Source organism: Saccharospirillum mangrovi, from assembly GCF_003367315.1.
Classification (GTDB): Bacteria; Pseudomonadota; Gammaproteobacteria; order Pseudomonadales; family Natronospirillaceae; genus Saccharospirillum; species Saccharospirillum mangrovi.
On record NZ_CP031415.1, the window covers coordinates 576098 to 594459 of the forward strand.

16 protein-coding genes are annotated in these 18362 nt (G+C 58.9%); 10 read left to right on the plus strand and 6 right to left on the minus strand.

Translation table 11 applies throughout. The features are described 5' to 3' along the window. Position 1 precedes the first annotated feature (1 nt). Positions 2-832 carry a carbohydrate ABC transporter permease gene (locus DW349_RS02810; RefSeq protein WP_108126680.1) on the plus strand — a complete coding sequence of 277 codons (831 nt, stop codon included), beginning with the start codon at positions 2-4 and terminating at the stop codon, positions 830-832. 107 nt (positions 833-939) lie between these two features. After that, positions 940-2424 carry a mannitol dehydrogenase family protein gene (locus tag DW349_RS02815; protein ID WP_108126681.1) on the plus strand — a complete coding sequence of 495 codons (1485 nt, stop codon included), beginning with the start codon at positions 940-942 and terminating at the stop codon, positions 2422-2424. Between the two features lie 108 nt (positions 2425-2532). Here the strand turns inward: DW349_RS02815 and DW349_RS02820 are convergent, their stop codons facing one another. Continuing rightward, positions 2533-4584, minus strand: coding sequence for a methyl-accepting chemotaxis protein (locus DW349_RS02820; protein ID WP_108126682.1), 2052 nt, complete (start codon positions 4582-4584; stop codon positions 2533-2535). A 210-nt stretch (positions 4585-4794) separates the two neighbouring features. Between DW349_RS02820 and DW349_RS02825 the strand changes: the two genes are divergently transcribed. From DW349_RS02825 to DW349_RS02835, 3 genes are all read left to right on the plus strand, one after another. After that, complete coding sequence (locus DW349_RS02825) at positions 4795-5688, plus strand: helix-turn-helix domain-containing protein (protein ID WP_108126683.1); 894 nt, start codon at positions 4795-4797, stop codon at positions 5686-5688. A 69-nt stretch (positions 5689-5757) separates the two neighbouring features. Continuing rightward, a complete protein-coding gene (locus DW349_RS02830; protein WP_157954422.1) occupies positions 5758-6441 on the plus strand; it encodes a methylamine utilization protein in 684 nt (227 codons plus the stop codon). Then, positions 6431-8770 (plus strand): putative bifunctional diguanylate cyclase/phosphodiesterase, encoded by a 2340-nt coding sequence (locus DW349_RS02835; protein WP_162824604.1) that lies wholly within the window; start codon positions 6431-6433, stop codon positions 8768-8770. The genes DW349_RS02830 and DW349_RS02835 overlap by 11 nt, the downstream gene beginning before the upstream one ends. Positions 8771-8837: 67 nt before the next feature. Here DW349_RS02835 and DW349_RS02840 read toward each other — a convergent pair whose 3' ends face one another. Further along, complete coding sequence (locus DW349_RS02840; protein WP_108126686.1) at positions 8838-9593, minus strand: hypothetical protein; 756 nt, start codon at positions 9591-9593, stop codon at positions 8838-8840. 178 nt (positions 9594-9771) lie between these two features. Between DW349_RS02840 and DW349_RS02845 the strand changes: the two genes are divergently transcribed. From DW349_RS02845 to DW349_RS02860, 4 genes are all read left to right on the plus strand, one after another. Further along, positions 9772-10215 (plus strand): hypothetical protein, encoded by a 444-nt coding sequence (locus tag DW349_RS02845; protein ID WP_108126687.1) that lies wholly within the window; start codon positions 9772-9774, stop codon positions 10213-10215. A gap of 78 nt (positions 10216-10293) precedes the next feature. Beyond that, entirely contained in the window at positions 10294-10644 is a 351-nt protein-coding gene (locus tag DW349_RS02850; RefSeq protein ID WP_108126688.1) for a DMT family protein, read from the plus strand. Positions 10645-10790: 146 nt separating this feature from the next. Then, the gene (locus tag DW349_RS02855) at positions 10791-12419 is read left to right on the plus strand and encodes a methyl-accepting chemotaxis protein (protein WP_162824605.1); all 1629 of its coding nucleotides are present in this window, start codon (positions 10791-10793) and stop codon (positions 12417-12419) included. 93 nt (positions 12420-12512) lie between these two features. Then, positions 12513-13571 (plus strand): AI-2E family transporter, encoded by a 1059-nt coding sequence (locus tag DW349_RS02860; RefSeq protein ID WP_108126690.1) that lies wholly within the window; start codon positions 12513-12515, stop codon positions 13569-13571. 6 nt (positions 13572-13577) lie between these two features. Here DW349_RS02860 and DW349_RS02865 read toward each other — a convergent pair whose 3' ends face one another. Then, positions 13578-14441, minus strand: coding sequence for a DMT family transporter (locus DW349_RS02865; protein WP_198650556.1), 864 nt, complete (start codon positions 14439-14441; stop codon positions 13578-13580). A gap of 127 nt (positions 14442-14568) precedes the next feature. On the opposite strand from DW349_RS02865, the gene DW349_RS02870 reads away from it, so the two are divergent. Then, a complete protein-coding gene (locus DW349_RS02870; RefSeq protein ID WP_108126691.1) occupies positions 14569-15480 on the plus strand; it encodes a cation diffusion facilitator family transporter in 912 nt (303 codons plus the stop codon). A gap of 7 nt (positions 15481-15487) precedes the next feature. Here DW349_RS02870 and mtgA read toward each other — a convergent pair whose 3' ends face one another. The 3 genes from mtgA to DW349_RS02885 all read right to left on the minus strand — a co-directional run bounded on the left by mtgA (position 15488) and on the right by DW349_RS02885 (position 18274). Beyond that, positions 15488-16174, minus strand: a complete 687-nt coding sequence (gene mtgA / locus DW349_RS02875) for a monofunctional biosynthetic peptidoglycan transglycosylase (protein WP_108126692.1) — start codon at positions 16172-16174, stop codon at positions 15488-15490. Positions 16175-16281: 107 nt separating this feature from the next. After that, the gene (locus tag DW349_RS02880; protein WP_108126693.1) at positions 16282-17547 is read right to left on the minus strand and encodes an inorganic phosphate transporter; all 1266 of its coding nucleotides are present in this window, start codon (positions 17545-17547) and stop codon (positions 16282-16284) included. 46 nt (positions 17548-17593) lie between these two features. After that, entirely contained in the window at positions 17594-18274 is a 681-nt protein-coding gene (locus DW349_RS02885; protein ID WP_108126694.1) for a TIGR00153 family protein, read from the minus strand. Positions 18275-18362 lie beyond the last annotated feature (88 nt).

Genomic DNA, 18362 nt, shown 5'->3' on the forward strand with positions numbered 1-18362 from the left:
TATGGATATGCGTCGCGCCAAAATTGTCAAAAACGTCAGCGTGACCATCGGTGCCTGGCTGGTGGCTCTGCTGATTTTCTTCCCGATTTTCTGGATGGTGCTGACCAGCCTGAAAACCGAACTGAATGCGTTTTCCACGCCGCCGTCGCTGTTCTTTATGCCGACGCTGGAAAACTATCTGGTGGTATTCGAGCGCAGCGATTACCTGAAGTATTTCTGGAATTCAGTGGTGATCAGTTTCGGTTCATCGATCATCGGCATGTTGATCGCGGTCCCGGGTGCTTACGCCATGGCGTTCTATCCGACGGCGCGCACCAAGGATCTGCTGCTGTGGATGTTGTCGACCAAGATGCTGCCACCGGTTGGTGTGCTGGTGCCCATTTACTTGCTGTTCCGCGACACCCATCTGCTCGACAGCAAGATTGGTCTGGTCATCATCTTCACGCTGATCAACCTGCCGATCATTATCTGGATGGTTTACACCTACTTCCGCGAAGTGCCGAAAGACATTCTGGAAGCGGTGCGCATGGACGGTGCTCATGTCTGGGGCGAAATCCGTCACGTGCTGTTGCCGATTTCACTCGGTGGTTTGTCGTCCACTTTCCTGTTGTCGCTGATTCTGAGTTGGAACGAGGCGTTCTGGTCGCTGAATTTAACGACCTCAAGCGCGGCGCCACTGACGGCGTTAATCGCCTCCTATTCCAGCCCTGAAGGATTGTTCTGGGCCAAGTTGTCGGCAGCATCGACGCTGGCCGTGGCACCCATCCTGATTTTCGGTTGGATCAGTCAGAAGCAGTTGGTGCGTGGTTTGACCTTCGGCGCCGTCAAATAAGACGGTGACGGAATTGCGGTTGTAATTTGAGGGCGGCCCTGCCGCCCTGTTGTCGAACTTGATGTTGCAAAGGGGCGAAGCCGGGCTTCGCCGATGGAGGTAAGTGCGTGTCTCGATCTTCCCAAGCGCTGGCGGATGTCACCGCCGCGACCTGTCCAGAAGGGCTCGGTTGGCCGTCTTATGATCGGCAACTGACCACCGGCATCGTGCACATTGGTGTTGGCGGGTTTCACCGCGCTCACCAGGCGCGGTATCTGGACGATTATCTGGCCGCCGGCGGTGAGTCGCATTGGGGCATTTGCGGTGTCGGTCTGATGCCGGGCGACGCCAAATTGTTCCAGGCGCTGGAACAGCAGGGTGGTCTGTACAGCCTGACGGAGAAGGACGATCAACAACGCACTGACCGGGTAATCGGTTCGTTGCACCGGCTGATTTTTGCGCCGGAAAATCCGCAAGCAGCGATCGAAGCCATGGCCGATCCGGCGGTCAAAATCATCAGCATGACCATCACCGAAGGCGGCTATCGCTACGATTTCGACAAAGACCGTTTCTTCAGTGAACACCCGGATATCCAACACGATCTGGCCAACCCGCAGGCACCGAAAACGGTGTTCGGTTACTTGTGGCAGGCGGCCAAGTCGCGCTCAGCCTTAGGTGACGCCGGTCGTGTCACGTTGATGTCGTGCGACAACGTACCGCACAACGGCAATGTGTTGCGCAAAGCCATGCTGGCCTTTATCGAACTGGCCGATCCGGCGTTGAAACCCTGGTTTGAGCAGTCGGCGTCGTACCCCAATTCGATGGTCGATCGCATCACTCCTGCGCCGGAACCGGCGGACGCTGAACGCATTGCCAGTCACTATGGCGTGATCGATCCCTGCGCGCTCGGTTGCGAAACTTTTATTCAGTGGGTAATTGAAGACGATTTCATTGCCGGACGTCCGGCGCTGGAAAACGTGGGTGTGGAATTCACCGACGATGTGTCGCCTTACGAGATGACCAAGTTGCGCCTGCTCAACGGCAGCCACCTGATGATGGGCTTTGTCGGGTATCTGGCCGGCTATGAGCGTGTCGATCTGGCGATCAAGGATCCGGCCATTGCCAAGCTGGTGCGCCAGTACATGGAGCGCGACGCCGAGCCGACACTGGCGCGCGAAGTCATGCCGTTCCGTGCCTACGAAGACACCCTGATCGAACGCTTTGGCAATTCACAGATTGGCGATCAACAGGTGCGTATCTGTTCAGATGGCTACGCCAAGCTGAAAAACTACGTCATGCCGGTGGTGCGCGACGCTCAGGCGCAAGGCCTGGCGGTGCATCGCCTGGCATTTCTGTTTGCCACCTTCCTGGCTTATCTCAACGGCGTGGCCGATGACGGCCGGCCGTTGCGCATCATTGAGTTCAACTTGAGCGAAGCGGACAACCGCGCCAGTCGTGACAACCGGCTGTCGTTGCTGAAAACCGAGGCACTCTTCGGGGTACAGCCGAATGAGCAGGATCAGGCGTTTCTGGCGTTGGTGGAGCACTGGTATCAACGCGTTGTTGCAGACGGTGGCTACACCGCGCTGTTGGCTCTGTTGGACGAGAATTAACTTCATGGTGGGTCGTCCTGGTTTAGCCAGGTCGATCGGCAGCGCTTGGCGGCCCCGGGGGGCCGCCTTTTTTTGCGTTGCGTTTAGGTGTTAACGGTTGAGTAGGTGTTAACGGTCGAGCCGGAAGCGTTCGACTTCGGTTTCCAATTGAGTGGCGATGTCGCCCAGGCGTTGGCTGTCGTCCAGTGCCGATTGAGCGCCGTCTCGGGTTTGGCGGGCCACTTCGGCCACGCGCACCAGTCGTTCGCTCATCTCCTGACCGGAGCGGTCCTGCTCGCCCGTGGCTTCGGCGATGCTGCGGCTGAGTTCGTCGATCAAACCAATGCGCTGACGGAAACCGTCCAGGCTGTGGCTGGAATGCTCGGCGACGCGGTAACACTGCTCAATGGCGACGCGGTTGTCATTCAGGCGTTCGGCCAGTTGGCCGTAGCCGCGTGTCAGTTGTTCGATGATGTCGCGGATGCGGGTGGTGGAGTCGGCCGTACGGCTGGCGAGCGCTCGGACTTCGTCGGCAACCACAGCAAAACCGCGACCATTCTCACCGGCGCGGGCGGCTTCAATGGCGGCGTTCAACGCCAATAAATTGGTCTGTTCGGCGATGCTTTCGATGTCGCCCGACACCGTTTCGACGTCCTGCATCTGTTGTGTCAGATCGTTCATGGTGCGCACCGACTGCTCAAAGGCTTCGCTCAGTTGCGCCAGCGATTGCTGGTTGTTGCGCATTTCCTGCAAGGTGCTGGCGATGTCGCTGTTGGCCTGTTGGCTTTCGTCCATGCCTTGGCGTGTGGTGTCGGCCACGGCCTGAATGGATGCGCTCATTTCGGTCATCGATGCCGACAGCGATTCGATGTCTTCGCTCTGGCGTCCGGCGTTTTGGTTGAGGCGTTTGGCGAGCGATTGGCTGTCTTGCGCCGAGCGTTGCATGGTCAAGGCGCGCTGGCGCAGATCGTCGATGATCTTGTTCAGCGATTGCCGGACCGTCTCGACCGCCTGGCTCAATTCGCCCATTTCATCGCGGCTGTGATGCATCAGCCGGACGCTGAGATCGCCTTGCGACAAAGCGCCCAGTGCGGTTTGCAGGCGGCGCATCGGTGGCCGGATGGAGCGCACGATCAACCACAGCACCACCAGCGTCACGCCGATGGCAATCGCCAGAGCGGCGCTGCTGGCGAGTTGGCTCAACATCAGATGTCGGGCGACGGTGTCGTTGGTGCGCTGTGAATAGTTCTGAGCGAACTCGTTCAGTGCGGCCAGTTGGGTTTCCGCCTGACGCTGTAATTCGCCAAGGTCAGCCAGCGTTTGTGCCTGTTCGGTTTCCACGTTCAGCAGGGTCCGGCGGTCGGCGATCAAACCGGGTTGATCGTCGCTGCCTTGTGTCAGTTGCGTCAGCAGGTCCGAGGTATCCTGAGCTGAGCGCATGAACGTCTGGGCTTCCGGCACGCGCATCGCCAGGGTGGTGAAGTTGAAGAACTGCGTCTGGTGGTTTTGGTCCCATTGCTGGAATTGCTGTTCGCGCTCGGCCAGTTGTTCGAGTGAATCCGCCAGACTGATGTTTTTAATCACCATCAGGCCGCTGAGAAAGGAGGCGTAAAATTCGTAAGCGACGGCCAGCGAATAGTCGTCGGGCAGTGAGAACAGCAGGTCTTCGAACAAGGGGCCGATGTCGGCGGCCAATTGGTCGGCGCGGGCGGCGTCGCCGTCAAAGCGCGCGCGCGTGGTCAGGCTTTGCTGGTGCTGATTCAGGGCGGTATCGGTCAGTTGCGACATCTGCGCCAGCCGTTCGGTTAATTCGGCAAGACGGTCGCTGGCGTCAGCGGCGTCGTCCAGCCCGCCCAGTAACTGAGACAGTTGTTCCGCCAACTCGCGCTGGCGCGCCTGACTGGCCGCCAGGCGTTCGCGCTGCGGCGCCAGGTTGGCTTCGTCGTGCTGACTCAGCGCTTGCTGGAACCGTTCGGCGGCGCGGCTGATGGCCAGGTCGAGATCGTTGTTGGTGGTGACGATGGGGGTGGCGTTGTCAGTCAGCTGATCGACACTGTGAATGGTCTGGCGACCGTAGCCGATGCCAATGCCGGTGGCGATGGCGACCACCGCCAGCACCAGACTGAAACCCAAGCCGATGCGCAACACGATACTGGGGCGGGGCAAAGCGAAACCTGTCATTGTGATTGCCTTGTACGGCGCGGCGGACGGGGCCGCTCGTTGTTTTTGTCTTATTTCAGTTAACGGCGCGTCGGGTAAAGCCACCAATAGATTATGTTTCGATTTCGATACTATTTTGACTTAATGCTGTTTGGCGCCGGACCATGCGCTACACTTTAGACCAATCTGATCGCCTTCCAAGAATCACAAGCCGGCGGGGGAGCAGCAGCCATGAGTGTTGCAAAACCGAGTTATGAAGCCGTCTACGAAGCCGACCGCAGCTTTCGCTATCTGGCGCACGGCGCCGACAGCTCACTGGTGCGCTGGCATTACCACGACGAATACGAACTTCACCTGATTCAAAGCACCGAGGGCAATGCCTTTATCGGTGATTACGTTGGCCCGTTCCGTCCCGGTACGGTGTTTTTGTGTGGCCCTTATTTACCCCACAACTGGGTGTCGCTCGGACATTTTGAGAAAGGCATTCGCGATCGGGTGATCAACTTTTCCGATCAGCGCATTCAGGCGCTCGCCGAGTGTCTGCCGGAAATGCGCAGCCTGCAGGCAATGCTGGCGGATTCGCGTTACGGCATTGAGTTTTCGCCTGACGCCAGCGCCGACGTCATCGACGATTTCGCCGAAATCGCCGGCTTAAAAGGCATGGCGCGGGTACTGCGCTTCCTGGAGATCATGACGCGGCTGGCGGAGTCGGGCGATTATCGATTGTTGTCGAGCCGCTCGTACGAGAGCGAGTCGGATACTCAGACCGAAGCGCGCGTCAATTCAGCGGTCAGTTACATCATTGAGCACTGCACGCGCGAACTGACACTGGATGAAGTGGCCGGCCACATGGGCCTGGCGCCCTCGTTCTTCTCGCGCTGGTTCAAGAAGGCAACTGGTTATCGGTTTATCGATTTCGTCACCCGCCTGCGCATCAGCCGCGCTTGCGAACAACTGGAAGTCAGCACCAAACCCATCACCAATATCTGCTTCGAAGCAGGCTTCGCCAATGTGGCGAATTTCAATCGGCATTTCCTGAAAATCAAAGGCATGACACCGCGCCAATACCGCGAATCCATCGCGCTGCGCGGCAAAACACCGATCAAGGTTTCCCTGCGTCGCTAGACTAGCGCGATCCCCCCTTTTCTTCGGTATAGTGGCCTTCATCCGCAGTCAATCAATAGGGTGAAGTAGATGAACAAGGGATGGTTAACCGGGGCTGTATTGGCGGGATGGCTGATAGGTCCGGTACAAGCGATAGCAGCAACCTTACCAACGCTGCATTTTACCGATAATACGGGTAAGGACGTGCCCGATGCCGTGGTCGAGCTGAAAGACGCGACTGCTGTGACGCCGCCGCAGACACCGGATGAGGTCATTGTCGATCAGATCAACATTGCCTTTGTGCCGGAAATCGCGGTTATCCGCGTTGGCACCAAGGTGCGTTTCCCCAACAGCGACGAAACCCGTCATCACGTCTATTCGTTCTCCGAAGCCAAGCCGTTCGAGTTGCAACTCTATAAAGGCAACGACGCGCCGCCGATTGAATTCGATAAAGCCGGTCTGGTTGCCCTGGGCTGCAACATTCACGATTCCATGCGCGGCTACATCTATGTGGTCGAAGGCTCACTCTTCGGCCAGACCGACGATCAGGGCGCCGTTACGCTGCCGGCTTTCAACGCTGAGCAATCGCCGTATCTGGTGATCTGGCATCCGGATATGGAAACGCCGTTCCAACTGGCGATTGCCGATCTGGCCGACCCCAATGCTGATCGTCTGGATATCCAGCTGCCGTTTGAATTGACCGTCGATGATCCGTCGCAGTCGCCGTCGAGTTTGTACGACCGTCTGCAAAGGTATCAGTCCGATGGCAATTAGTTTCCGAACTCGCCTGCTGCTGATTTTCCTCAGCCTACTCGGGCTGACACTGTCGGTTACGCTCTGGGCGGTATTGCGCGCGACGGACGCCAATGCGCGTGCTGGCGCTAACCGCGAATTGGCCGTGGCCGAACGCGTCTTCGATACGCTGCTTACCGATAACAGCCGTCAGTTGACTGACCGCACCACCTTGCTGGCAGAAGATTTCGGCTTCAAGCAGGCCATTGCCACCAACGAAGAAGGCACCATCGTCAGCGTTCTGGCTAACCACGGTGATCGGGTCGGGGCCGACATGATTGTGTTAATGAGCCCGGACGGCGAGGTGTTGATCAGTACTCACGACATCGACTCCGAACTGGCGGAACTGGGCGATTCGATTCGTCAGCAACAACGCCCGTTCAGCGTTCTGGCGCTGGCCGAAGACGCGCCCTACCAACTGGTGATGGTGCCGGTGCAGGCACCGCAATTGATCGCCTGGGTTGGCATGGGGTTCATCATGGACACCGCCTTGCTGGATAGCTTCCGCGACATCACCGGTACCAACATCACCTTGCTGTACCGCGCTGGTGAATCCGCGCCGGTGCAGAGTTTCACGACCTTGAACGCTGAATTGCCGGTAGCCGAACTGGCCGGCGATTTCGCGTCGGTACTGGACCAGGCCACGGATCAGTTTGGTGAGTCGGGTTGGTTAAGCCGCCAGGGCGTACTCAAAGACAGAGACGGCCAGCAACTGGGCATGTTGCTGTCGGTGTCGTTGCAGGAGGCACTGGCCGCCTACGATGGTTTGCGTAATCAGATGCTCGCCATTGCTGCCATCGCGCTGGTGTTGGCCGCACTGGCTACCGCCTTGATCGCCGGCGGCATCAGCCGACCGATCAGCGCCCTGGTGGTGGCCGCACGGCGCATCGGCCAGGGCAACTACAACCAGAAAGTGGCGTTGCATGGTAACAACGAATTCGCGGTGCTGGGCGACACGCTCGACTCCATGCAAAGCGCTATTCAGGAGCGTGAGCGACATATCCTCTATCAGGCACAACACGACCTGCTGACCGGCTTGCCCAACCGCGATCAGATTGGCCGCCTGATTACCGAGCGCCTGGCGGAAGAGCCGATAGCGCCTTTCGGTGTCATCCTGCTGCAACTCAGTAACTTCGATGATCTCAGCGATGTTTACGGCCTGTCGGTTATGGATGCGGTCTTGCCGCAGGTCGCCAGCCGTCTGGCCGATACCTGCCGCGATCTCGACAAGGTGGGTCGCATCGGCACCGACGAATTCCTGTTGCTGGTCGATGGCCTGATGGAAGACGGCGCGGTTGCCGAAGCCGACCGTTATCTGGCGCTGTTCGACGACGCCTTCCGCCATGACAGCCTGGAAATCAAAGTCGAGGCGCGTTTGGGCATGGTGTTCTGCCCACAGCAGGCCAACGACTACGAAGACCTGATGCGCCGCTGCCATCTGGCGATCAGCGAAGCGCGGCATCTGGGCCATAGCGTCGCCACCTATCAGGATGGTCAGGACGAGCGTCATTTGCGCCGCATCACCGTGACCAACCGGCTGCAGCAGGCCATTGCCGAAGGCGGCTTCCAGCTGATGTTCCAACCGCAATACAGCCTGGAACATCAACGCATGCGTTCGGTGGAAGTGCTGATTCGCTGGAACGACCCGGTATTGGGCCGCATGTTCCCGGACGAATTCATTCCGCTGGCCGAACAGTCGGGCGATATCACTTTGATCACCGACTGGGTGTTCAACGAGTCGATCCGGCAGATGCGCCGTTGGCAGGCCGATGGCTACCCGGATCTGGGCATCAGCGTGAATTTGTCGGCTAAAGACATCCTCAAGGACAGCTTTGTCGACAGCCTGCTGGCGCGCATTCAACAGCACGGTCTGAAAGGCGAAGAGCTGATTCTGGAAGTTACCGAAAGCGCCATGATGGCCGACACCGAACGAGCGCTGAAAAACCTCAAGCGGCTTTACGACGCCGGCGTCGAACTGGCGATGGACGATTTCGGCACCGGCTTCTCGTCGCTGGCGCAATTGAAGTCGATGCCGGTGCACGAATTGAAGATCGACAAGGCGTTTATTCTCAACTTAGCGACCGACGCCGACGACCAACGCATCGTCAAATCCACCATCGAGATGGCGCTGCAATTAGGGCTGAGTGTGCTGGCCGAAGGGGTGGAAGATCAGCGCTCCATCGCCTTGCTTGAGGCCATGGGTTGCCACTGCATTCAGGGCTATTGCCTGGCCAAGGCGCTGCCGTATGAAGACTTGATGGCCTGGCTTGCCACCTTCAATCGCGAGCCAGAAAGCTTTTTACAGGCTTAAAAAAAATAAACGGGCCGGTGCCCTGGTTTACCAGGGCACCGGCCCGTTTTTTATTCATTCGTTAAACTTAATTCGATTGCAGCGCGCTGAGCACCGTATCGCGGTCTTCCTCGTTCAAACCAAACAGTTCGGTCGGTCGTTGCTGACGAATGTCCGATGCCAATTGCGCCGCCGTTGAGCTGGCGCTGTCACTGTCGGGCAATGGCGTATTGCCCTCGCTCAGCGTTGCACTCTGGTTGGAATTGAAGGCTTCCTGCAACGCTGCCAAACGGCCGGTATCTCGGTCGGACTGGCGCTCCAGTGCGCTAATGGCCCGGTCCAGTGTATCGACGGTCTGGGTCCGGCTGCGCACGAAAAAGCCGTTGTCCGCCAGCGGTCCGGCATCGGCGGAACCGACACCGAACGGATCTTCCAATGCCAGCGCACGGATGCGTTCGAGCGCAGCGAAGGTGTCTTCACTGAGCTGACGGTTTTCGGTGGATTGGCTTGGTTGCTGCGCCGCATTTTCGTCCACAGCTTCGTCGGGCGTTTCGCTCGCAGATTGACCAAAGCGCTCGCGTTCGCCGCGCAATTGTTCCAGCACTTCGCCCCGGTCTTGCTGGGCGACAGCCAGGTCGTTGGCTTCCTGCACCTGGGCGCGCAGCGCTGCACGGCGGCTATCCAGGCTGGTATCGACCTGAACGTCGGGCTCAACCGCGCTTTGGTTGGGCGTCGGTGCCGCGGGTGTGGCTTGCTCGGCATTGCGGGTCGCCGGGGCGTTTAAGCTGTCCTGGCGGTTCAGCGGATTGAGTGCGTTCAAGCTGCCAGTGGGTTCGATGGGCATACATTAGGCCTCCCTAGTCGAACAGATGCGTCTAAGATACGAACGATTGCACAATTTTCAACCAGCGCGACGCCTTTACCTGTCCGGCACTTTATTTTTAACCCAGCGTCGCCATCATGAAGCCCATGCGGTCGGGCTCTGCGCCCGATCAACCAGGGTTCGAGCCGAGGAGGCCAGGATGTCGATCTTACGCGATGAGTACGGGGCGGCATTGGCGGGCATTCATGCCCACGGTCTGGAGCTGATCGAACGCTATCAGGAACTGGTCGGTCAGGAGGTGGTTTCCGCGCCGATCGAAGCCCTGTTGAAACGGGCGATCGAAGCACGCCAGGCGATGTTGGCCCGGGTGGAAGTGATGGAGCGTGCCCGGGGCGAATTGCCGCAGGCGAGCAACCAGGAACGGGCTTTGTTGAAGGCGATCAGCGATTGGCTGCAATCGCGCGTGCATTCAGAGTCGTCTCTGGTATCGCGCTTGATGGAAGCCGAAGGCCAGTGGCGCAGCGAGGTCGATGAAGCCGCCGATCTCGACTGGAGCGACGACGAACAAGACGTGCTCAGCCAGTTGGTGATTCACAGCGACCGTCTGGTCGAAGAACTGAGGTTCCTGCAGTCGTCGCTGTGACACCGATCCATTTACTCAGATGACCCCAAGGCCAGTCCGGTATTACACTGACTGGCCTGTTTTTTTGGATTATCCATCGTGCCGCCTCTGGTCATCACCATCCTGTTGTTAGCCTGCTCCAACGTCTTCATGACCTTCGCCTGGTACGCCCACCTTAAGACGCTCAATCACAAACCCTGGATCATCGCCGCCTTGCTCAGCTGGGGCATCGCGCTGTTCGAATATCTGTTGCAGGTTCCGGCCAACCGAATAGGACACAGCGTCTACAGCGTCGGCCAACTGAAGATATTGCAGGAAGTAATCACGCTGACGGTATTCGTGCCGTTCGCGTTGTTTTATCTGCGGGAACCGCTCAAGTTGGATTATTTATGGGCCGGATTGTGTCTGCTCGGTGCGGTGTTTTTTATCTTCCGCGACCGCCTCGCCTGAATGCCAAAAGTCACCTTTTGACCGCTGGACGAACCCAGGTCGTTTTCGTGACTTGAGTCGCATTCCATTACCCATAAATTGGAGCTGGGTTCGAGCCCATTTGGGCCGAGTTGTACCAACCTCCTTTTATGGAGTGTTCCTGCCTTATGTTCAGTCGTCTGAAGATTTTCCATCGCCTGGCGTTATTGTTTGCTATGGCATTGGTGGCGTTTGTCGGCATTGTCCTGTTGCTGTTGAATCTGGTGCGCGAGCAGATGCTCGACGACCGAACGGCCTTGATGCAATCGCAGCTCGACAGCGCCGTGACCTTGCTCAACGGCCTGCAGGCCCAAGCTCAGTCGGGCGAGATGACCCGCGCCGAGGCGCAATCGGAAGCCATTCGGTTGCTTAATCAGGTGCGTTATCTGGGCGATGAATACATCTTTTCGCTCGACCACCAGACGCTGCGAGTGCTGCAACACCCATCGCCCGACATCATGGGCAGCGATGGCCGGCAGATTCTCGACAGCGAAGGCACTGCCGTGATGGTCGGCATTGACCGGGCGGTGACCGCCGGTGGCGGGCGCGGGACTTTCGCTTATCTGTGGCCCAAGGTGGGTGACAACAAAGCGCAGCCGAAACTCAGTCTGGGCGTGTCGTATCGCCCCTGGAACTGGACGCTGGCGACCGGCATGTACACGCACGATATCGATGGCCGGTTCAACCAATTGCTGCGCTTCGTGCTGCTGTGTTCTTCGGTTGTTCTGGTGGCGCTGGGATTTTTATCCTGGCTTATTGGCAGCCAGATTTCCGGGCCGATTCGTCAGGTGACGAAATTCACTTTGGGCGTGTCGGATGATCTGGATTTGAATCGACGCCTGCCCCGCCAACAGAGCCCGGAAGTGAACCAGATTGCCGAGTCGCTGCACTCGATGCTGGACGCGACACGCAGCGTCATTTTGGATGTGCGCCAGCAAAGCGATGTGTTGAATTCAACCAGCGAAGAACTCAGCCAGTCGATCACCACGACGCGCGGCCAGATTCAGACACAATTGACCGCCATCGATTCCATCGCCACCGCCATCGAAGAAATGACCGCTACCTTCGAAGACGTGGCACACAACACCGAGAAAACCAGCGAACTGGCCACCGATGTACGCGCCACCGCTCAGGGCGGTCAGCAGCAATTGGATCGCACTCGGGAAGTCACCGGACGGTTGGTGTCGGAAGTCGGCGAAGCCGCCGAAGTGATTCGTTCGCTGGCTGAAGAAATGAAGAGCATTGACGACATCGTCGACGTCATCACCAACATTGCCGACCAGACCAACCTGCTGGCGCTAAACGCGGCGATCGAAGCCGCCCGCGCCGGCGAGCAAGGCCGTGGTTTTGCCGTGGTGGCCGACGAAGTTCGTTCACTGGCGAATAAAACGCAGGATTCCACCGAAGCGATTCGCGGCAAGATCGAGCATTTGCAGCGCCAGGCAGAAGACGCCTTTACCGTGATGGACGACAGTCGTCGTTACGCCAGCCAGACTACCGAGCAGATGAGTGAAGTGACCGAATCGTTCGGCCAGATTCGCTCGGCTTTGGACCAACTGACGGACCAGACTCAGCAAATTGCTGCTGCCACCACTCAGCAAACGGCGGTGATTCAGGACATCAACAGCAACGTCGGCCAGATCAACGACCAAACGCTGACCACCGAAGAGCAGGCCAAAGCCATCGAAGCGTCGTCGTTGGAATTAGCGCGCGTGGCGAACGACTTGTCGCAACACGCGGCGCGCTTTCAAATCTGAACGGTGAAGCGATCAACCGCATTCGAAAGCTGAACGGACCTCGGCTTTCGAGTAAGGTGGCGGCTTGCGTCGAACATTGGAAGTCGAATCGCCATGAGGCAAACACTCGAAAACCGGTTTTTTCTGATCCTCCTGTTGCTGGTCAGCCTGGCGTTTTTCTTTGTGCTGGAGCCATTCTGGGGGGCCATCTTCTGGGCCGCCGCCATCACCGTTATCTTCTATCCCTTGCAGGATTGGTTGCTCAAAGTGACCGGCAACCGGCGCAATCTGTCGGCGCTGATCACGCTGTTGTGTTGCGTGCTGATTGTGGTGATGCCGGTGCTGTTGATCGTCGCTCAAGTGGTGCAGGAAGCCATCGGTCTGTATCAGAGCATTCAGCAGGGCGACATCTCGCCGTCGGCGATTCTCGATCAAGTTCGCACCGCCTTCCCGGTGATTCCGGAACTGCTGGAAACCGCAGGTATCGACACCGACAGCATTCGTCAGCGGCTGTCCGATTTTGCCGTTGCCGCCAGCCGTTACCTGGCGCAGGAAACCCTGAGCATCGGCCAGAACACCATGACGCTGGTGCTGAATCTGGGCCTGATGCTGTATCTGGCGTTCTTCCTGCTGCGCGACGGCCACACCCTGATCGACCTCTTTGTTCGTGCACTGCCGCTGGGTGATGAACGCGAGCACCGGCTGTTCGCCAAATTCGCTGAAGTCACCCGCGCGACGGTGAAAGGCAACTTGCTGGTCGCCATCGTACAGGGCGCTTTGGGCGGATTGATCTTCGCGATTCTGGGTTTACCAGCGGCGGTGTTGTGGGGCGTGTTGATGGCGATACTGTCGCTGATTCCGGCTGTCGGTGCCGCCCTGGTCTGGGGGCCGGCGGCCATCTATTTGTACGCCAGCGGCGCCTGGGTGCCTGGCACGGTTTTGGTGGTGTACGGCATGGTGGTGATCGGTCTGGCCGACAATATTCTGCGGCCGATTCTGGTGGGCCGCGACACCAAACTGCCCGATTACATTGTGCTGTTTTCGACGTTGGGCGGCATCGCCTTGATGGGCATCAACGGCTTTGTGATCGGGCCATTGATCGCGGCACTGTTCATGACTTTCTGGGACATCTTTATGCGCGAATTCAATCAGGAAGAAGATTCGCCGTTTTAATAATGCTCAGGCGCTTTGGCGGCGTCCCCACAACACCAGGGCGATGCCGCCGAGCAGCAACAGCGCTGCCAACACCAGTCGCGGCTGCACCGCTTCCCCGACAAACACCAAACCGCCAGCGGCCGCCAACAACGGCACCGACAACTGCAACACCCCAGCCTGAACGCCACTGAGCGATGGCAACACCGCGTACCACAGCGCATAGCCGCAGCCGGACGCCAGCGCGCCGGACATCACCGCCAACCAAAAACCCTCGCGACTGATCTGCACCGCATCGATAAACGGCACAAACAGCAGCAGAACCAGAGGCGCCGTGCGTACGAAATTACCGGCGGTATCCAGCAAAGGCTGGCGCGAGCCGCGTCCATTCAGGGTGTAAATGCCCCAGGCGACACCCGCGACCATCATCAGCACCAGGCCGCGCAACGACGGTGAACTCAGATCAGGCAGAATCAAATAGACAAAGCCCGCAAAGGCCAACAGCACGCCCAACCATTCGGCGCCGTTCAAGCGATGGCCTTGCCACAGGCTGACGCCGATCAGCGTTAATTGGACGGTGCCGAACAAGATGAGTGCGCCGGTGGCGGTATCGAGTTGGATGTAGGCGAAGGAGAAACTGGCGGCGTAGGCAAACAGACCGAGCGCGCCGCGCAGCGAACCGGCCTTGACCGCGCGTTGAATCGGCAAGTCGCGCTGCGTCAGTTTGACCAATACCAACAACGTCAGTGCCCCGGCGACCAGACGCACGGCGGTAAAGGAAGCCGCGTCGATGGTGGCATCGCCCAATGCCCAGCGGCACAACACCGAGTTGGCGGCGAAGGCGATTAACGCCAGGATGGTGAAACCGATCAAGCGGGGCGTGGCGGGCATAGCGTCTGGTCCGTCCGGCGATAGAGGCGCCACACTATACCTTTGCCGTCGGCGACGCGAAAATCGGGCTTGAAGTTAACAGGGTTTGAGGGTGTTCACTGCTCGAAAACCACCGAGGGCGCTCAGCATGTCGCATCATCACAGCCATAATCACAGTCATGGGCACAGCCACGGCGTCGGCCATTACAACCGCGCCTTTGCACTGGGCGTAGCGCTGAATCTGGGCTTTGTTGTGATCGAAGCCTTGTATGGCTTCTGGGCTGGATCGCTGGCATTGCTGGCCGACGCCGGCCACAACCTGAGCGATGTGTTGGGTTTGCTGCTGGCCTGGGGCGCGTCGGTGCTGGCGAATCGTCACGCCAATCGGTTGCGTACCTTTGGTCTGAAAAAAGCCACCATCCTGGCCGCGCTGGCGAATGCGCTGTTGTTGTTGATCGCCATCGGCGCCATCGCCTGGGAAGCGCTGCAACGTTTCAATGAACCAGCGCCGGTGGCCGGCGTGACGGTGATCAGCGTTGCCGCCATCGGTACCGTCATCAACGCGGCGACCATGTTGTTGTTTATGGGCGGCCAGCACGATCTGAATATTCGCGGCGCCTTTATGCACATGGCGGCGGACGCGGCGGTGTCGCTTGGTGTGGTCGTGGCGGGGGTGTTGATTCTGTTTACCGGCGCGAACTGGATTGATCCACTGGTCAGTCTGGTGATTGCGGCGGTGATACTGATCGGTACCTGGTCACTGCTGACCGAATCGCTGAATCTGGCGGTGGATGCGGTGCCCAAGGGCATCGACGTGCGGGATGTGAAAGCGGCGTTATTGGACATGCCCGAGGTGCAGGCGGTGCACCATCTGCACGTCTGGGCGCTGAGCACCACGGAAACGGCGTTGACGGCGCACCTGGTGCGGCCGAACGGCATCGACGATGACGCTCTGATTCAACGCGCCAATGCCATGTTGCAACAGAGATTTTCCATCGGTCACAGCACGCTGCAACTGGAACACGCGCTGCGGCATTGCCCGAGCGAAGTGACGGAGTAAAACGAGCTCAGCGGATGCCAGCCAGATAGCTGGGGCCGCCCAAATACCGAATGGCGGTGCGGATGTCGTGGGCGCGGCGGTAAACGTAAGTGGATGGTCGCTGCGCCGACAACTGTTTCGGGTTCGGCAGCACCGCCGCCAGCACCGAGGCTTCAAAGCGCGTCAGTTGGCTGGCCGGTTTGTTGAAAAACGTCTCACTGGCCTGACCGACGCCGTACACACCCGGACCGAATTCCACCACATTCAAATAGACTTCCAGAATGCGTTCCTTCGGCCAGGTCAGCTCGATCAGCAGCGTGAACCAGGCTTCGATGCCTTTGCGAAACAGACTGCGGCCCGACCACAGATACAGATTCTTCGACAATTGCTGGCTGATGGTGGACGCGCCGCGCATTGGCCCATTGTTGTCGTGCAGTGCCTGCCAGATGGAGCTGAAATCGAAACCAAAATGCGTCGGGAAACGTTGGTCTTCCGAGGCGACCACGGCGATTGGCATGGAGGCGGCGATCTCGCTCAGCGGTGTCCAGTGGGCGCGCATGTCGGCTGAACGGGCGTTGGAGTCGAGCAGAATAAAAGCGGTGGTAGGCGGGTTGAGCCAGCGCAGCGGAACGGTTAACAGCAGGCTGATTATCAGACCGGCCAGGGCGGCCAGAGACAAAAAGCGCAACACCGATTTCAACGACAGTCTCGACATGGGCGGTCAGGCGGTTCCAAAAGGGCGCGCGATTATAATCGACCGGCCGCGCCTTGCGAGTCGATGCGGCTCACAAAACACGGCTTTTACGCTCTGGTGACGTCCGCTTAGCTGAACATGCCCTTGAACATAAAGAAGAACAGAATGGCGAGCAGACCGCCGGCGGGCAGCGTCACAATCCAGGACGCGACGATGGTTCCGATCACGCGCAGATTCAGCGCCGAAATACCCCGCGCCAGACCGACGCCCAACACCGCACCGACTAGCGTGTGAGTGGTCGAAATCGGCAAGCCGGTGCCGGACGCCAACACCACCGTGGTGCCGGCCGCCAGTTCCGCCGCAAAGCCACGGCTCGGCGTGAGTTCGGTGATGCGCCGACCGATGGTGCCCATCACCTTGTAACCAAAGGTCGCCAGACCGACGATGATGCCGCCGCCGCCGAGTAACAGCACCCAGGCCGGCAACGCCGATTTGGCATCGACCACGCCCTGATTGGCGACCACATTGATTACCGCCGCCAACGGACCGACCGCATTGGCGACGTCGTTGGAGCCGTGCGCAAAGGCCATGGCGCAGGCGGTGAACACCATCAACACAGCGAAGACGCGTTCCACCGAGGCGTAACGGAACGCCCGGTCGGCTTCGGCATCGATGCGCACCCGGCGCAACATCAACAGCCCCAGGCACAGCACCGCCAAACCGGCCAACACCGCCAGCGCCAGACTGGCGCTAAACGACAGATCCAGACCAACGTGTGACAAGCCCTTGGTCAACGTCACCATGGCGATGATGAAACCGGTCAGGAACATATAGACCGGCACATAGCGTTTGGCGTTGGCGAAGGGATCGTCGGTGTTGAGAATCAGGCGGTAAACCGAGCGAAACAGCAGGAAGGCGATGGTGCCAGAGAGCAGCGGTGACACCACCCAGCTCAAAACGATGGTAGTGACTTTGCCCCACTGCACGTAATCGACACCGATGCCGACGGCGGCAAAGCCGACAATGGCACCGACGATGGAATGCGTCGTAGACACCGGCCAGCCCATATAAGACGCGATGACCAGCCAGATGCCCGCCGCCAGCAGTGCCGACATCATGCCGTACACCAACAGTTCTGGTGAGCCTTCGAGCACCGCCGCATCGACAATGCCTTTGCGGATGGTGCCGGTCACTTCACCGCCGGCCAGATAAGCGCCGGCGAATTCGAAAATCATCGCGATGATGATGGCCTGGCGCACCGTGAGCGCGCGCGAACCGACGGACGTACCCATGGCGTTGGCGACGTCATTGGCGCCCACACCCCAAGCCATGAAAAAACCAAAAATGCAGGCAAGCAGAACAAACCACGGGCCATATTCGGCAATGATGGTCATGCGCTGTCCTCTGTCTTAGTGATCAAAAAAAGAAACGGCCAGCGGATCAGCGGGCCATGAGGATTTGCAGGCGGGCGCCAACGCGCTGAGCGACATCGGCCAGATCGCCGATCAACTCGATGACGCGGTACAGGAACATCACCTCAATCGGCGGATGGTCCAGTTCCACGGCACGCAGGGCCTTGCGGATGGTGATTTCCAATTCGTCGGTGCGATGTTCCTGATTGTCGAGAGCGTCAATCAGTTTGGACACCAGGCTGATTTCCTTGGAACCGAAGCCGGTCTCGAACAGTTCGTCGAGTTCGGCCAGGGCTTCGGCGGCCTTGGCGCTGGCACCGATGGCGGCGACCAGATATTCACGCATCAGCGGTTGCAACGGGGCGGGAATGGCCATTTCCCGGCCGACCATGATGCCGGCGATGTCCTTGGCGCGGTTGGCCAGACGGTCCTGTTGCGTCACCAACTCCAGCAAATCGGAGCGCGGTACCGGCATGAACAGGCTGTTCGGCAGGTGAACACGAATGTCCTTTTTCAGTTGGTCCGCTTCCTGTTCCAACCGGGCGATGTCCAGACGAACCGCTTCGGCGGCGGTGTAGTCGCCTGTCACGGCGGTGTCATAAAAGTCGAGCAAGCGTTCGGCGCAGGCGTGGGCTTTTTTGATGTGCTCTTGGATCGGCTTGACCGGAGATCGGCCAAAAAGCGCCATCAAGGGGCTATCGGCGGCCATGTCGCTGTCCTCTGTTGTGCGAACCGGGCGCGCATTATAGAAGTCTTTTTCTGTAATAAAAATGTCATCAAAACAGAAAATGCGCGCC

Bases quoted from the DNA above. Each gene is read 5' to 3' on its own strand.
- DW349_RS02810 (WP_108126680.1), top strand. From the start codon at position 2: ATGGATATGCGTCGCGCCAAAATTGTCAAAAACGTCAGCGTGACCATC.
- DW349_RS02820 (WP_108126682.1), bottom strand. From the start codon at position 4,584: ATGACAGGTTTCGCTTTGCCCCGCCCCAGTATCGTGTTGCGCATCGGC.
- DW349_RS02825 (WP_108126683.1), top strand. From the start codon at position 4,795: ATGAGTGTTGCAAAACCGAGTTATGAAGCCGTCTACGAAGCCGACCGC.
- DW349_RS02830 (WP_157954422.1), top strand. From the start codon at position 5,758: ATGAACAAGGGATGGTTAACCGGGGCTGTATTGGCGGGATGGCTGATA.
- DW349_RS02835 (WP_162824604.1), top strand. From the start codon at position 6,431: ATGGCAATTAGTTTCCGAACTCGCCTGCTGCTGATTTTCCTCAGCCTA.
- DW349_RS02840 (WP_108126686.1), bottom strand. From the start codon at position 9,593: ATGCCCATCGAACCCACTGGCAGCTTGAACGCACTCAATCCGCTGAAC.
- DW349_RS02845 (WP_108126687.1), top strand. From the start codon at position 9,772: ATGTCGATCTTACGCGATGAGTACGGGGCGGCATTGGCGGGCATTCAT.
- DW349_RS02855 (WP_162824605.1), top strand. From the start codon at position 10,791: ATGTTCAGTCGTCTGAAGATTTTCCATCGCCTGGCGTTATTGTTTGCT.
- DW349_RS02860 (WP_108126690.1), top strand. From the start codon at position 12,513: ATGAGGCAAACACTCGAAAACCGGTTTTTTCTGATCCTCCTGTTGCTG.
- DW349_RS02865 (WP_198650556.1), bottom strand. From the start codon at position 14,441: ATGCCCGCCACGCCCCGCTTGATCGGTTTCACCATCCTGGCGTTAATC.
- DW349_RS02870 (WP_108126691.1), top strand. From the start codon at position 14,569: ATGTCGCATCATCACAGCCATAATCACAGTCATGGGCACAGCCACGGC.
- mtgA (WP_108126692.1), bottom strand. From the start codon at position 16,174: ATGTCGAGACTGTCGTTGAAATCGGTGTTGCGCTTTTTGTCTCTGGCC.
- DW349_RS02880 (WP_108126693.1), bottom strand. From the start codon at position 17,547: ATGACCATCATTGCCGAATATGGCCCGTGGTTTGTTCTGCTTGCCTGC.
- DW349_RS02885 (WP_108126694.1), bottom strand. From the start codon at position 18,274: ATGGCCGCCGATAGCCCCTTGATGGCGCTTTTTGGCCGATCTCCGGTC.